This is a genomic window from Roseovarius halotolerans, from assembly GCF_900172255.1.
Lineage (GTDB): Bacteria > Pseudomonadota > Alphaproteobacteria > Rhodobacterales > Rhodobacteraceae > Roseovarius > Roseovarius halotolerans.
Window position 1 is genome coordinate 41041 of the sequence record NZ_FWFU01000005.1, and the last position, 13679, is coordinate 54719.

Annotated in this window: 14 protein-coding genes; 8 read left to right on the forward strand and 6 right to left on the reverse strand. The window is 62.2% G+C overall.

Annotated elements, in window-relative coordinates; translation table 11 throughout:
* Positions 1-13: 13 nt before the first annotated feature.
* The 3 genes from lysA to argH form a co-directional block, all read right to left on the reverse strand.
* Positions 14-1279 carry a diaminopimelate decarboxylase gene (gene lysA, locus ROH8110_RS17685; RefSeq protein ID WP_085819119.1) on the reverse strand — a complete coding sequence of 422 codons (1266 nt, stop codon included), beginning with the start codon at positions 1277-1279 and terminating at the stop codon, positions 14-16.
* 117 nt (positions 1280-1396) lie between these two features.
* Complete coding sequence (locus ROH8110_RS18780) at positions 1397-1582, reverse strand: hypothetical protein (RefSeq protein ID WP_085819120.1); 186 nt, start codon at positions 1580-1582, stop codon at positions 1397-1399.
* Positions 1579-2970 (reverse strand): argininosuccinate lyase, encoded by a 1392-nt coding sequence (argH, locus tag ROH8110_RS17695; RefSeq protein ID WP_085819121.1) that lies wholly within the window; start codon positions 2968-2970, stop codon positions 1579-1581. The genes ROH8110_RS18780 and argH overlap by 4 nt, the downstream gene beginning before the upstream one ends.
* A gap of 22 nt (positions 2971-2992) precedes the next feature.
* Between argH and ROH8110_RS17700 the strand changes: the two genes are divergently transcribed.
* From ROH8110_RS17700 to ROH8110_RS17735, 8 genes are all read left to right on the forward strand, one after another.
* Entirely contained in the window at positions 2993-3553 is a 561-nt protein-coding gene (locus tag ROH8110_RS17700; protein ID WP_085819122.1) for a TlpA family protein disulfide reductase, read from the forward strand.
* A 222-nt stretch (positions 3554-3775) separates the two neighbouring features.
* Complete coding sequence (gene ttcA / locus ROH8110_RS17705; protein ID WP_085819123.1) at positions 3776-4645, forward strand: tRNA 2-thiocytidine(32) synthetase TtcA; 870 nt, start codon at positions 3776-3778, stop codon at positions 4643-4645.
* A 120-nt stretch (positions 4646-4765) separates the two neighbouring features.
* Complete coding sequence (gene yidC / locus ROH8110_RS17710; RefSeq protein ID WP_085819124.1) at positions 4766-6604, forward strand: membrane protein insertase YidC; 1839 nt, start codon at positions 4766-4768, stop codon at positions 6602-6604.
* Positions 6601-7347: an MOSC domain-containing protein gene (locus ROH8110_RS17715; protein ID WP_085819125.1), complete on the forward strand. Its 747-nt coding sequence runs from the start codon at positions 6601-6603 to the stop codon at positions 7345-7347. The genes yidC and ROH8110_RS17715 overlap by 4 nt, the downstream gene beginning before the upstream one ends.
* Positions 7347-7997: a ribosome biogenesis GTP-binding protein YihA/YsxC gene (gene yihA, locus ROH8110_RS17720; RefSeq protein ID WP_085819126.1), complete on the forward strand. Its 651-nt coding sequence runs from the start codon at positions 7347-7349 to the stop codon at positions 7995-7997. The genes ROH8110_RS17715 and yihA overlap by 1 nt, the downstream gene beginning before the upstream one ends.
* 84 nt (positions 7998-8081) lie before the next feature.
* Complete coding sequence (gene argB / locus ROH8110_RS17725; protein ID WP_085819178.1) at positions 8082-8945, forward strand: acetylglutamate kinase; 864 nt, start codon at positions 8082-8084, stop codon at positions 8943-8945.
* Between the two features lie 12 nt (positions 8946-8957).
* Complete coding sequence (locus tag ROH8110_RS17730; protein ID WP_085819179.1) at positions 8958-9587, forward strand: ferredoxin; 630 nt, start codon at positions 8958-8960, stop codon at positions 9585-9587.
* Positions 9588-9601: 14 nt separating this feature from the next.
* Positions 9602-10078 carry a SixA phosphatase family protein gene (locus tag ROH8110_RS17735; protein WP_245962798.1) on the forward strand — a complete coding sequence of 159 codons (477 nt, stop codon included), beginning with the start codon at positions 9602-9604 and terminating at the stop codon, positions 10076-10078.
* Between the two features lie 149 nt (positions 10079-10227).
* Here the strand turns inward: ROH8110_RS17735 and ROH8110_RS17740 are convergent, their stop codons facing one another.
* From ROH8110_RS17740 to ROH8110_RS17750, 3 genes are read right to left on the reverse strand one after another with little or no spacing between them, the layout of a single operon-like run.
* Complete coding sequence (locus tag ROH8110_RS17740; protein ID WP_085819128.1) at positions 10228-11019, reverse strand: amino acid ABC transporter ATP-binding protein; 792 nt, start codon at positions 11017-11019, stop codon at positions 10228-10230.
* A 15-nt stretch (positions 11020-11034) separates the two neighbouring features.
* Positions 11035-12390 carry an amino acid ABC transporter permease gene (locus ROH8110_RS17745; protein WP_085819129.1) on the reverse strand — a complete coding sequence of 452 codons (1356 nt, stop codon included), beginning with the start codon at positions 12388-12390 and terminating at the stop codon, positions 11035-11037.
* Position 12391: 1 nt separating this feature from the next.
* Positions 12392-13660 (reverse strand): amino acid ABC transporter permease, encoded by a 1269-nt coding sequence (locus ROH8110_RS17750; RefSeq protein ID WP_085819130.1) that lies wholly within the window; start codon positions 13658-13660, stop codon positions 12392-12394.
* Between the last annotated feature and the right edge of the window lie 19 nt (positions 13661-13679).

The following is a 13679-nucleotide window of genomic DNA, read 5'->3' on the forward strand; positions in this document are numbered from 1 at the left end:
CGCGCCCACCGCGTCACAGCCATTCGGGAATGGTATCTCGATTTATGATCTCGTCAAAGCTCGGCCGCGCCCGGATGACGGCGAATTGATGCTCATGGACCAGAACTTCGGGCACCAGCGGGCGCGTATTGTATTCACTCGACATCACCGCGCCATAGGCACCCGCGCTGCGAAACGCCACGAGATCCCCCGCCGCCAGCGGCGGCAGCATCCGCGCCCTGGCGAATGTATCCCCCGATTCGCAGACCGGCCCCACCACGTCATAGGGCGCCTGCTCGGCCCCCGGCGCGGGCTCTCTGACCGGCACGATATCGTGATAGGCATCATACATGGCCGGGCGAATGAGATCGTTCATCGCCGCATCCAGGATCAGGAAATCGCGCCCCTCCCCGGATTTGAGGTAAATCACCTCGCTCACCAGTATCCCGGCATTCCCCGCCACCAGCCGCCCCGGCTCGATCTCAAGCTCACACCCCAGGTGTCCCAGCGTGTCCTTGATCAGCTGGCCGTATTCCGTGGGCAGCGGCGGCGCCTCGTTCGAACGCGTATAGGGAATGCCCAGCCCCCCGCCCAGGTCGAGCCGCCGGATGTCATGCCCATCGGCCCGCAGCATCCCGGTCAGCTCCGCGACCTTCTCATAGGCCTGCCGGAACGGCTCCAGATCGGTCAGCTGGCTGCCGATATGCACGTCGATCCCGACCACCTCCAGACCCTTCAGGGCGGCGGCCTCGGCATAGACCTCGCGCGCCCTTGCGATCGGAATGCCGAACTTGTTCTCGCTCTTGCCGGTCGCGATCTTGGCATGGGTCTTCGCATCCACATCGGGGTTCACCCGCAGCGTGATCGGCGCGCGCAGACCCAGCGAAAGCGCCACCTCGTTGAGCGCCACCATCTCGGGCTCGCTCTCGACATTGAACTGCCGGATACCGCCTTCCAGCGCCTGGCGCATTTCCTCGCGGGTCTTGCCGACGCCGGAAAACACGATCCGCTCGCCCGGCACGCCCGCCGCCCTGGCACGGGCATATTCCCCACCCGAGACCACATCCATCCCGGCGCCCAGCGCCGCCAGCGTTTTCAGGATCGCCTGATTGCTGGCCGCCTTCATGGCATAGCAGACAAGGTGATCCACACCCTCCAGCGCCTCGTCGAACAGGCGGAAATGACGGCTCAGCGTCGCCGTGGAATAGCAATAGAACGGCGTGCCCACTGCGGCCGCGATCTCGGCCACCGGCACATCCTCGGCATGAAGCGCGCCGCCGCGGTAAAGAAAATGATCCATCTGCTCGCGCCTTCATCCCGCCTCGGGACACCGCGCAGCACACCTGCCTTGCGCTGATCGTCCCGGCTTCATCGTTCCAAAAATACTCATAACGCCACGCCTGACCACAGGCGCGCCCTAAAGGGTCGCGCCCGCATGCACGCTGACGCGGCCACTGATCCAATCCGCTCCGGGCTTCTCCGCCCCGCTCTCGGTCCTCGTGACCCTGTCCTTTTCTTGGTCCCGCGTCGGACGGATCGGCTCGCCATCGGCGCCGCATCCCGCCAGCACCGCCAGCACCAACACACTCAGCATCCATTTCATGTCAGCACCTCCTTCCAGCGTGCGATCTGCGCGCGCACCTGTTCCGGCGCCGTGCCGCCATAGCTCATGCGAGACGCCACCGAATTATGCACACCCAGCACATCATAGACCGAGGCGTCGATTTCGCCATGCACCGATTGCATCTCTTCAAGGCTCAGATCCGGCAGGTCGCACCCCTTCGCCTCGGCTTTCGCCACAAGGCTCCCGGTGACATGATGCGCCTCGCGGAACGGCATGCCCAGAACCCGCACCAGCCAGTCCGCGAGGTCGGTCGCGGTGCTGAACCCGCTGCCGGCCGCCGCCTCCAGCGCAGCGCGCTGCGGGGCCATGTCGCGCACCATGCCTTCCATCGCGGCCAGCGCCAACATCAGGTTGTCGGCAGCGTCAAAGACCTGCTCCTTGTCCTCCTGCATGTCCTTGGAATAGGCCAGCGGCAGCCCCTTCATCACCGTCATCAGCGCGACATTCGCGCCGAAGATCCGCCCGATCTTGGCCCGGATCAGCTCGGCGGCGTCGGGGTTCTTCTTCTGCGGCATGATGCTCGATCCGGTGGAAAACCGGTCTGACAGCGCCACGAAACGGAACTGCGCCGACGACCAGATCACCAGCTCCTCGGCAAAGCGGCTCAGATGCATCGCACAGATGCTGGCCGCCCCCAGGAACTCCAGCGCGAAATCCCGGTCACTGACCGCATCCAGCGAATTCGCCGAAGGGCGGTCAAACCCAAGCTCCTTCGCCGTCATCTCGCGGTCGATGGGAAAGCTCGTGCCGGCCAGCGCCGCCGCACCCAGCGGGCATTCGTTCATCCGCACCCGCGCATCGCGCACCCGTCCCAGGTCACGGGCGAACATCTCGACATAGGCCATCATGTGATGGCCCCAGGTGACGGGCTGCGCGGTCTGCAGATGGGTGAATCCCGGCATCACCCAATCCGCCCCGGCCTCGGCCTGCCCCAGAAGCGCGCCGATCAATGCCTTCAGCCCGGCTTCGGTGGCGTCCAGCTGATCGCGCACCCAGAGGCGGAAATCGGTTGCCACCTGGTCATTGCGCGACCGCCCGGTATGCAGGCGCCCCGCCGGATCGCCGATGATCGCCTTCAGCCGCGCCTCGACATTCATGTGGATGTCTTCCAGCGCGGTGGAAAATTCGAACCGCCCCTCCTCGATCTCTGACAAGACCGTGAGCAGCCCTTCCCTCATCGCCTCGGCATCACTATCACTGATGATACCCGTGGCCGCCAGCATGGCGGCATGGGCGCGCGAGCCGGCGATATCCTGTGCCGCAAGCCGCCTGTCGAATCCGATCGAGGCGTTGATCGCCTCCATGATCGCATCCGGCCCGGCGGCAAAACGGCCGCCCCACATCTGGTTCGAGGTCGTGTCAGTCATGTCTCAGCCCTTCGGAGGGAAAATGAACTTCATTCGTTTCGTCATCCTTTATATGGCGCTCGCACTCGGTGCAAACGCCGCCATCGCCGATACTTCCGCGCTCGAGGCCCTGCGCGAAGGCGACATGAAGAAACTGACCTTCCACAGCAGCCCGCAGGCGGTTTCCCAAACACCCTTCGAACACGCCGATGGCGGCACCGGCACATTGGCCGACTTCCAGGGCAAGCATGTAGTGCTGAACTTCTGGGCCACCTGGTGCGCGCCCTGCCGCAAGGAAATGCCCATGCTCTCCGAGTTGCAGACCGAACTGGGCGGCGACTCCTTCGAGGTCGTGACCCTCGCCACCGGCCGCAACGCTCTCCCGGCGATGAAAAAGTTCTTCGACGAGATCGGCGTCGACAACCTGCCGCTCCATCGCGACCCCAAAAGCGCCATCGCCCGCGAGATGGGAGTCTTCGGCCTGCCCATCACCGTGATCCTCGACCCCGACGGGCAGGAGATCGCCCGCCTCCAAGGCGACGCCCACTGGAACTCCGACAGCGCCAAGGCGATCCTCACCACGCTGATCTCCGGCGGGTCCTGATTCGACGACCCCTTGTCCCGGCCCGGCGCGGCGGCACCCGTCGGGCGGGGCCGCGCGGGGCAATGAACGGCTGTTTGCAGGGCCGAAAATGGCCAAGGCGCGGGTTTTGTACATATTCTCGGCGCGACCTTCCGTTTTCGGTACAAAACCCGCGTACAAAACGGACGTTTTGTACACCACGCAACCCTTGCCGCAGGGGCGCGAATTCCCTAAAGCCTGCCCATGCTCGATGATGCAAAAGATATCCATCCGCTCTTTTCCGGTGCCCCCTCGGGCACCGAGTTCAAGAAGCTTCGTAAACGCATCGTGCGCCAGGCCCGCGAGGCGATCGAGCAATTCGGCATGGTCGAAAAAGGCGCCCGCTGGCTGGTCTGCCTCTCTGGCGGCAAGGACAGCTACACGCTCCTCGCCGTGCTGCATGAACTGCAATGGCGCGGCCTGCTGCCGGTCGATCTACTGGCCTGCAATCTCGATCAGGGCCAACCCGGCTTCCCGGCCACCGTGCTGCCGGAATTCCTTGAAAAAATGGGGGTTCCGCACCGGATCGAGTATCAGGACACCTATTCCATCGTGGTCGACAAGGTGCCGCAGGGCCGGACCTACTGCGCGCTCTGTTCGCGTCTTCGGCGCGGCAACCTGTATCGGATCGCCCGTGAAGAGGGCTGTTCCGCGGTCATTCTGGGCCACCACCGGGACGACATTCTCGAGACCTTTTTCATGAACCTCTTTCACGGCGGACGGCTGGCAACCATGCCGCCCAAGCTGTTGAATGAAGAGGGCGATCTTCACGTTTGCCGCCCGCTGGCATTCGTGGCCGAGGATGATTGCGAAAAATTCGCGAGATCAATGGGTTACCCCATAATCCCCTGTGATCTGTGCGGATCTCAGGACGGTTTGCAGCGCCAGCAGGTCAAACGGATTCTCGACGGCTGGGAGGCCAACAGCCCCGGTCGCCGCCAGGTCATGTTCCGCGCCCTGATGAACGCCCGCCCCTCCCACCTCCTTGACCCAAAGCTCTTTGATTTCATGGGCTTGACCCGCGACGCCCCGCCCGAGGATGCCAATCCGGATGCCTTGCCGCGCTTGCGTTGAATGGTCTCAGGGGGGCATCCCGGCATGGCCCGAACCCCTGTTTTCCCTGAATCCCCTTGACCTTTGGCCGCTCACTCTGTTGAACCGCGGTGACTGCAAACATACGGGTGGCACCCTTCGATGAACGATCAGAACAAGAACCTAATCCTCGCGACCGCCTTGAGCTTCATCGTCATCCTGGTGTGGTTTCTCCTGTTCCCGCCCCCCGAACCCGCGCCACAGGACAATCTGACCGCCCCTGAAACCGTTCAGGGCGATGCCACCCTGCCCGATACCGCAAGCGCTCCGGCCACCGCCGCCGCGCCCCCGACCGCCACTGGCGAAGCCCCCGCCGCATCCACCGCCGCAGCCGATTCCGAGCCCTCGGACGCGCCGCGCGTGCCGATCTCGACGCCAAGCCTGAAAGGCTCGATTTCGCTCGAGGGCGGGCGCATCGACGAACTTGCCTTGCGCAACTACCGTGAAACGCTCGAACCCGATGCCGACATCGTCACGCTCCTGTCCCCGGTCGGCAGCAGCCAGCCCTATTATGCCTTGTTCGGCTGGGCGCCGGGCCAGGGCCTGACACCCGAGACCGTCCCCGGCGCGAACACCCTGTGGGAGGTTCAATCCGGTGACGAACTGACACCGGACTCACCGCTGACGCTGGTCTGGGACAATGGCGAGGGCCTGGTGTTCCGCCGCGAAATCAGTGTTGATGAGAAGTTCATGTTCACGGTCACCCAATCGGTCGAGAACACTGGCAATGCCGAATCCACGCTGGCGCCATATGGGATTCTGGCGCGTCATGGTAAGCCCGTGGATTTGAAGAATTTCTTCATCCTGCACGAAGGCGGCATCAGCATGGTCGATGGCGAGCTGTCCGAAATCGACTATGACGATTTTGAACCCGCCACCAATCATCAGCCTGTCGCGGTCGCCGAAACCGGCTGGACCGGCTTTACCGACCACTACTGGATGACGACCCTGGTGCCCGGAGAAGGTGACGCGCAATTCACCACCTTCGAGGATACCCGCCGCAACATTTATCAGACCACGGCCAAGCAAAGCACCAAGACGCTCGCGCCGGGCACAAGCATCACCGTCTCCACCCGTCTTTTTGCCGGGGCCAAGGAATGGGACACGATCCGCGATTACCAGAACGAGCAGGGAATCGACCGGTTTCTCGACTCCATCGACTGGGGTTGGTTCTTCTTCCTTACCAAGCCGATCTTCGCCGTTCTGCATTGGCTGAACGCCACGTTTGCGAGCCTGGGCCTGACCGGTTCTATGGGCTGGGCGATCATCGCTCTGACACTGCTGATCAAGGCGATTCTTATGCCGCTGGCGTACAAGTCCTACGTCTCGATGGCGAAGATGAAGGAACTCCAGCCGCAGATGGAGAAGATCAAGGAATCCGCCGGCGACGACCGCCAGCGGCTTCAGAAAGAGATGATGGAGCTTTACAAGAAGGAAAAGGTGAACCCGGCCTCGGGCTGTCTGCCAATCCTTCTGCAGATCCCGATTTTCTTCTCGCTCTACAAGGTGATCTTCGTCACGCTCGAACTGCGCCACGCCCCCTGGATCGGCTGGATTCGCGATCTTTCGGCGCCGGATCCGTCGTCGCTGTATAACCTCTGGGGAATTCTTCCTTGGGGCACGCCCGAGCCCGGCTCAGTGCTGGCGCTGATCTTCATCGGCATCCTGCCGTTGCTTCTGGGGATCTCGATGTGGCTTCAGCAGAAGCTGAACCCGGCGCCCACCGATCCTACGCAGCAGATGATCTTTGCCTGGATGCCTTGGGTGTTCATGTTCATGCTGGGCAGCTTCGCCAGCGGGCTGGTGATCTACTGGATCGCCAACAACACGATCACGTTCACGCAGCAATATCTGATCATGCGCAGTCAGGGTTACAAACCCGATGTCCTTGGCAACATCCTGTCCAGCCTGAAGCGCAAGCCGAGACCGGACCAGAAATGACCGGGCGGGTCACGGCCCTCTGGCGTCACCCGATCAAGGGTCACGGGCGCGAGACCATGGATCGCGTCACCATGACCAAAGGCCAGACGATGCCGTGGGATCGACGATGGGCCGTGGCACATGAATTGTCCAAGGCCGATGACAGCGCCTGGTCGCCCTGCGCGAACTTCTCAAGCGGGGCCAAGGTTGGTGCGCTGATGGCAATCAACGCCAAGGTGAATGAAACGACGGGGATGGTCACTCTCACCCACCCGGAACTGCCCGACCTCGTCTTTGATCCGGACCGCGAGCAATATGCCTTTCTCGATTGGGTGCGCCCTATCATGCCCGCGAACCGCGCGCAGTCGGCACGAATCCTGCGTGTCGCGGGCCGGGGCATGACCGATACGGACTACCCCTCGATCAGCCTCATCAACACCGCGTCCAACGACGTCATGAGCGAAACAATGGGGCAGGATATCTCCAGCTTGCGCTGGCGGTGCAATATCCATGTCTCGGGCTTCGCGCCCTGGGAGGAATTCGACTGGGTCGGAAAGTCGATCCGCGTCGGCAGCGTCGAGATCGCCATCCGCGAGCCGATCCGCCGTTGCCTTGCCACCACGGCCAACCCGGCCACGGGTGAGCGCGATGCTGACACGCTCGGCACGCTCAACAGCCATTTTGGACATCAGGATTTCGGCGTCTATGGCGAGGTCGTCAAGACCGGAGAGATCGCACTTGGCGATCCGGTCGAGGTTCTGTGATGGCGCTTCCGTTTCCTGTCGCCGACGAACCCGACGAGATCACCGCCGAGCGCGGGCGCAAGATGTTTGCCGGTCCTGTCGAATTCCTGAAAGGTGTCGTCGCCATGTCCGGCCTGCCGGCAAGCGACCGGATCGAGGTCTGTTTCGCAGGCCGCTCAAATGTCGGAAAAAGTTCTCTGATCAATGCGTTGACGGGGCGAAAGGCGATTGCACGCGCGTCGAACACGCCGGGCCGCACGCAAGAGATCAACTATTTCACCCTGGGCGAGAACCACTACCTCGTCGACCTTCCCGGCTATGGCTATGCCAATGCGCCGCTGGACAAGGTCGCAACGTGGCAGGCCCTTTTGAAGCGGTACCTGTCCGGGCGCCAGAACCTGCGCCGCGCCTTTGTGCTGATCGACGCGCGCCACGGGATCAAGTCGGTGGATGAAGAGATCATGACCCTCCTCGACAGCGCGGCAGTCACCTTTCAATGCGTGCTGACCAAGGCCGACAAGATCAAGGCCGCCGAGCGTGACAAGGTGCTCGCTCAGGTGCGCGGCAAGCTGGCGGCCCACCCAGCCGCCTTCCCGGAACTGATCCTGACCTCCAGCGAGAAAGGCGACGGTATCGCCACCCTGCGCGCTGTGATCGCCACGCTGGAATAACCGATCCGCCGAATAGCGTCAGGAAAATCTCTTGAAGGCGGGCGCGCTTACGGGGATAACCCGGTGGACCTGAGGACCGGCAAGATGAAGAAACGTCAGATGAATCGCGACTGGATCGCCACCGCCCGTACCCTTTCCGAAGCGCTGCCTTATCTGCAACGCTATGATGGCTCTATTGTCGTCATCAAGCTTGGCGGCAACGCGATGGGCAGCGACGAGGCGATGGATACCTTCGCGCGCGATGTGGTGTTGATGCAGCAGGTCGGGGTCAATCCGGTGATCGTGCATGGCGGTGGGCCGATGATCAACCAGATGCTCGACAAGCTGGACATCAAGTCGGATTTCGTTGGCGGCAAGCGGGTGACCGACGAGGCCACGATTGAAGTCGTCGAAATGGTATTGTCGGGTCGTGTGAACAAGCGGATCGTGCAGGCGATCAATGCTCAGGGCGGCAAGGGCGTGGGCCTGTCTGGCAAGGATGCGAGCCTGATCACCTGTGATCCGGCGGACCCCGCGCTCGGCCTGGTCGGCAACCCATCCGAGATCAACACCTCGATCCTGCATACCCTGTTCAACGACGACGCGATCCCGGTGATCGCACCGCTTGGCGCGGGTCGCAATGGAGAGACATTCAACATCAACGGTGACACCGCAGCCGGGGCGATCGCGGCGGCGCTGAAGGCGGATCGCCTTCTTTTGTTGACCGATATCGACGGTGTGCGCGACGAGTCTGGCGAGGTTGTGACCGAGCTCACGGCCGATCAGATCCGCCAGATGACGCGCGAGGGAACGATCTCGGGGGGGATGATACCCAAGACCGAGACCGCACTGGCGGCGATCGATGGCGGGGTGCGGGCGGTGGTCATTCTGGACGGGCGCGCACCGAATGCGGTGTTGCTGGAACTCTATACCGAACATGGCGCAGGGTCGCTGATCCGGCCCAGATAGGACACCGGCATGATGCTGCAAGACATTGAAAATCATGTGGAAAAGCAGCATCTGACGATTTTTGGCGGCGTCAACGACGGCCTTCCCGAAGGCATCCGGACATTGCTGCTTCTGGGGCCGCTGGAACCGGGGTTCTGGGCGTGTTTCACTGGCTCGCAGGAGTACGGCGACGGGCGCGCTGATCCATTGGACCGCTGGTCCGAGAGGGTTATTGGTGATCTGGCCAACACATTGAACGCAAAGGCGTTTTTTCCGTTCGGCGGACCGCCGGATCAGCCATTCGTGCAATGGGCGCAGGCGAGCGGGAGGGCACATGTGTCGCCGGTGGGACCGCTGGTGCATGACGCGGCGGGTTTGATGCTGTCCTATCGGGGGGCGCTTGGCTTTGCGGAGGTGATCGCATTGCCCGATCCGCCGCCAAACCCTTGCGATACCTGCGAAGACCGCCCCTGCCTGAGCGCCTGCCCGGTCGGGGCTTTGGGGCCGGCCCCCTATGATGCAGCCACTTGTCGGACGCATCTGAGACACCCTGAAAATATATGTATGTCAAAGGGTTGCCTTGTGCGGCGGGCCTGTCCGGTCAGTCAGTCCCACGGTCGGCGGGAGGAGCAGTCGGCATTTCATATGAGGGCGTTCAGATGAGACGAGTTATCCTGATGCGGCATGCGAAATCGAGCTGGGGGCAGCCCGGCCTGGCGGATCACGCGAGGCCGCTGAATGAGCGTGGAAAACGCTCGGCGAGGGCGCTTGGCGAGTGGTTGAGGAGGCAGAATTTCTCGCCTAATCAAATACTTAGCTCAACTTCGCGGCGCACGCGGGAGACCTGTGAGCGCCTTGGGTTCGAGGTGGAGACGCGGTTTCTGGATTCGCTTTATCATGCTGAGCCCGATGATCTGCTGGGCGCACTGCAACAGGGCGAAGGGGAGTGCGTGCTGGTGTTGGGCCACAATCCGGGCATCGGCGATTTTGCACAGGATATAGTGGATACGCCGCCCGACCACGCAAGATTTGCCGATTTCCCGACCGGTGCCACGCTGGTCGTCGACTTCGATATTGACGACTGGAGCGCCCTGACCCCCGGCACAAGGGGCCATGTGGCGGGTTTTGTGGTGCCCCGCGAACTGGTGGGCTGAGCGTACAAATCGTCCGTTTTGTACGGCGGTTTTGTACGCAATTCGCCAATCCGGGCGACAGATCCGTACAGAACCCGAAAACCACCCCCCAAGCGACGAAAAACGCGGCCCCCGAAGGAGCCGCGCCGATGCCGGTCAATGCGCCGGATTCAGTGTCCGAGGATCTGGCTGAGGAACAGCTTGGTCCGTTCGGATTTCGGGTTGTTGAAGAACTCTTCGGGTTCGTTCTGTTCGACGATCTGACCCTGGTCCATGAAGATCACCCGGTTGGCCACCTGACGGGCGAAGCCCATCTCGTGGGTGACGCAAAGCATGGTCATCCCCTCTTCGGCGAGTTCGATCATGGTGTCGAGCACTTCCTTGATCATCTCCGGATCGAGCGCCGAGGTCGGTTCGTCGAAGAGCATGATCTTGGGCATCATGCAGAGCGAGCGGGCGATGGCGACGCGCTGCTGCTGACCGCCCGAAAGCTGGCCTGGGTACTTGTTGGCCTGCTCGGGGATCTTGACCTTTTCGAGGAAGTGCATCGCCGTCTCGACCGCCTCGCGGCGGGGCACCTTGCGCACCCAGATCGGCGCAAGGGTGCAGTTTTCGAGAATGGTAAGATGCGGGAACAGGTTGAAGTGCTGGAACACCATCCCGACCTCCGAGCGGATCCGGTCGATGTTCTTGAGGTCGTTGGACAACACCGTCCCGTCCACCACGATCTTGCCCTTCTGATGTTCCTCGAGGGCGTTGATGCAGCGGATCAGCGTGGATTTCCCCGACCCCGAAGGGCCGGCGATGACGATGCGCTCGCCCTCGTAGACGGTGAGGTCGATGTCGCGCAGCACATGGAAGGCGCCGAACCATTTGTTCATGCCGGAGATTTCGACGGCGATCTCTTCCGAGACTTGCATTTTGGAGCGGTCGATATTGCGATCGGTAGCCAGATCAGACATTGACGTGATCCTTTCTTAACGATGTCCGGTCTGAAGCTTGCGCTCCAGCCACATGGAGTAACGGGACATGCCGAAGCAGAAGATGAAGAACAGCAGGGCGATGAAGGCGAACAACTCCCAGTAGATGCCGTTCCATTCGGCGTTGGAGCGAATGCCCTGCGACAGGCCGATCGGGTCCAGCAGGCCGATGATCGACACCAGCGTCGTGTCCTTGAAGACGCCGATGAAGGTCGAGACGATACCGGGAATCGCGATCTTGAGCGCCTGGGGCATGATGATCAGCCGCTGCGCCTGCCAGTAATTGAGGCCAAGGCTGTCGGCGCCCTCATACTGACCCTTGGGCAAGGCGGCGAGACCGCCACGGACCACCTCGGCGTTATAGGCCGAGGCGAAGATCGTGACCATGATCATGACCCGCACGATGATGTCGAAATCGGTGCCCGGCGGCAGGAAGTAGTTCAGCAGCACCGACGCCACGAAGAGAAGCGTGATCAACGGCACGCCGCGGATAGTTTCGATGAATCCGACGCAGAGCGATTTGACGATCAGCAGGTCAGACCGCCGCCCGAGCGCCAGAACGACGCCGATGGGCAGCGACAGCCCGATCGCCACGACCCCAAGCAGCACCGCCAACATGAAGCCGCCGAATTCACGGCTTTGCACTTCGGGCAGCGCGATGGGGATCAGATCGGCCAGGATCGGGGTGACGAAGCCAGAGAGCACCATCCACCACAGCAGGGCCGCCAGGACCGAGACGATGACCGAGGCCAGAGAGCCCATCACCGACGGCCCGTATTTCAGGACCGCGAACAGGATGACGAAGCCAATGGCGGCGCTGACCGGCACCCAGATTGACCCGCCCCACATCAGCCAGGGCATCAGGAACGGATAGGCCACCGTCACGACCAGCAACGGGCGCGGCGCCTTGTCGAACAACACCGGTGCCAGCGCGACGAACAGCAGCACGAGCGCCAGGTTGGGCCGGAAATAGGACGGCAGCCATGCCTCGGCGGGCGGTTCAGTCACGGTAGCATCAGGCGCGAAAGGATAGGGCGGGTAGAAGCCGTAAAGCAGTTGCAGCCAGCGATCCTTGATCACCGCCCAGCAGGCGTGACCGTGGGACTCGCCCCAGGTCGCTTTCGCAATCTCGCGGCATTCGCTGAGCGATCCCGCATCCCAGACCGATTGGAACGTCCAGGGGACGATTCCCGACAGGATGTAATAGATGAACAGCAGCGACAGGATTGTCAGGATCGAATTGAGCCACCCCGAGAACAGGTTGGCGCGCATCCACCCGATGACACCGACCTCGGAGGCGGGCGGCGTTTTTTCGGGCAGCATTTCTGTGCGGACGAATTGGTGTTCTGACATCTTACCGCTCCACCAGTTTGACACGGTTGTTGTACCAGTTCATGACCGCCGAAATGATCAGCGAAATGACCAGGTAGACCAGCATGAGAAGCAGCACGCATTCCAGCTCGCGGCCGGTCTGGTTCATGGTGATCCCGCCAAGCGTGCCGGTGATATCCATGTAGCCGACCGCGATGGCGAGCGAGCTGTTCTTGGTCAGGTTCAGGTATTGAGAGATCAGCGGGGGAATGATGACCCGCAGCGCCTGTGGCAGCACCACGAGGCGCATGATCCGCCCCGGACGAAGCCCGAGCGCGGAGGCTGCCTCGGTCTGGCCGTGGCTGATGGCAAGGATGCCGCCGCGCACGATCTCGGCCACGAAGGCCGCGGTATAGAGCGACAGCGCCAGCCAGAGAGCGATCAGCGAGTTGCGCAGATGGGTGCCGCCCTGGAAGTTGAACCCCTTGAGAGCGGGATAGCCGAAGTGGAACCCGAGAGCGACCAGCAGGATCGCCACCGGGACAAGCATCAGCCCGAGATTGATATACCATGTGGTCGGGCGCAGGCCGGTGGCGTTCTGGATCCGCTCGGCGCGGGCGGTGACCTTGCGGACGGCAAGGACCGACAGGACGAGAACCGTGATAATGGCGATGAGGTCGAGCGAGACATCCATGCGGAAGCTGGATTGCCCGAACAGGTGGATGTCGCCCAGCGTGCGCGAAAACAGCGGTTCGGGAACGTAGACGCCGCGATTGGTGATGGCGACGCTGTCGAAGATCTTCATCGTGGCGGCGGGATCGTCGCCGCGAAAGGCGCTTGGCTGCGGCAGGCTTTCGATCAGGATCGCCATCGCGAGAAGGATCCAGAGCAGCAGCGGCACGTTGCGGAACATTTCCACGTAGACGGTCATGATCCGCGCGACCAGCCAGTTCTTGGACAGGCGCAGCACCCCGATAAGGACACCGATGATGGTGGCGGTGACACAGCCGAGAACGGCGACGACCAGCGTGTTCAGGAGCCCGATGAAGGACGCCCGCAGGTGCGAGTCCTGGTTGTCGTATTCAATGAGTGTCTGGTTGATGTCATAGCCGGCGGCTTCGTGGAAGAATCCGAATTCGATCGGTTTCCCAAGCGCGGCAAGGTTCTGGATCGTGTTGCTGATGAGCCAGGCCGCCAGCAACATGAACCCCATCAGAGCGACGATCTGGATCGTCATCGACCGATACCGGGTATCATAGAGAAGCATAGATAGCCGGAACGACTCCTTGGGGGGGTCGGTATATGTTGTCATCCAGGATGTTCCCCGTCTG

Coding starts and splice junctions, on each gene's coding strand:
- yidC (WP_085819124.1), top strand. CDS start 4,766: ATGAACGATCAGAACAAGAACCTAATCCTCGCGACCGCCTTGAGCTTC.
- ROH8110_RS17745 (WP_085819129.1), bottom strand. CDS start 12,390: ATGTCAGAACACCAATTCGTCCGCACAGAAATGCTGCCCGAAAAAACG.
- yihA (WP_085819126.1), top strand. CDS start 7,347: ATGGCGCTTCCGTTTCCTGTCGCCGACGAACCCGACGAGATCACCGCC.
- ROH8110_RS17715 (WP_085819125.1), top strand. CDS start 6,601: ATGACCGGGCGGGTCACGGCCCTCTGGCGTCACCCGATCAAGGGTCAC.
- ROH8110_RS17735 (WP_245962798.1), top strand. CDS start 9,602: ATGCGGCATGCGAAATCGAGCTGGGGGCAGCCCGGCCTGGCGGATCAC.
- ROH8110_RS17750 (WP_085819130.1), bottom strand. CDS start 13,660: ATGACAACATATACCGACCCCCCCAAGGAGTCGTTCCGGCTATCTATG.
- ttcA (WP_085819123.1), top strand. CDS start 3,776: ATGCTCGATGATGCAAAAGATATCCATCCGCTCTTTTCCGGTGCCCCC.
- ROH8110_RS18780 (WP_085819120.1), bottom strand. CDS start 1,582: ATGAAATGGATGCTGAGTGTGTTGGTGCTGGCGGTGCTGGCGGGATGC.
- argH (WP_085819121.1), bottom strand. CDS start 2,970: ATGACTGACACGACCTCGAACCAGATGTGGGGCGGCCGTTTTGCCGCC.
- ROH8110_RS17730 (WP_085819179.1), top strand. CDS start 8,958: ATGCTGCAAGACATTGAAAATCATGTGGAAAAGCAGCATCTGACGATT.
- ROH8110_RS17700 (WP_085819122.1), top strand. CDS start 2,993: ATGAACTTCATTCGTTTCGTCATCCTTTATATGGCGCTCGCACTCGGT.
- argB (WP_085819178.1), top strand. CDS start 8,082: ATGAAGAAACGTCAGATGAATCGCGACTGGATCGCCACCGCCCGTACC.
- lysA (WP_085819119.1), bottom strand. CDS start 1,279: ATGGATCATTTTCTTTACCGCGGCGGCGCGCTTCATGCCGAGGATGTG.
- ROH8110_RS17740 (WP_085819128.1), bottom strand. CDS start 11,019: ATGTCTGATCTGGCTACCGATCGCAATATCGACCGCTCCAAAATGCAA.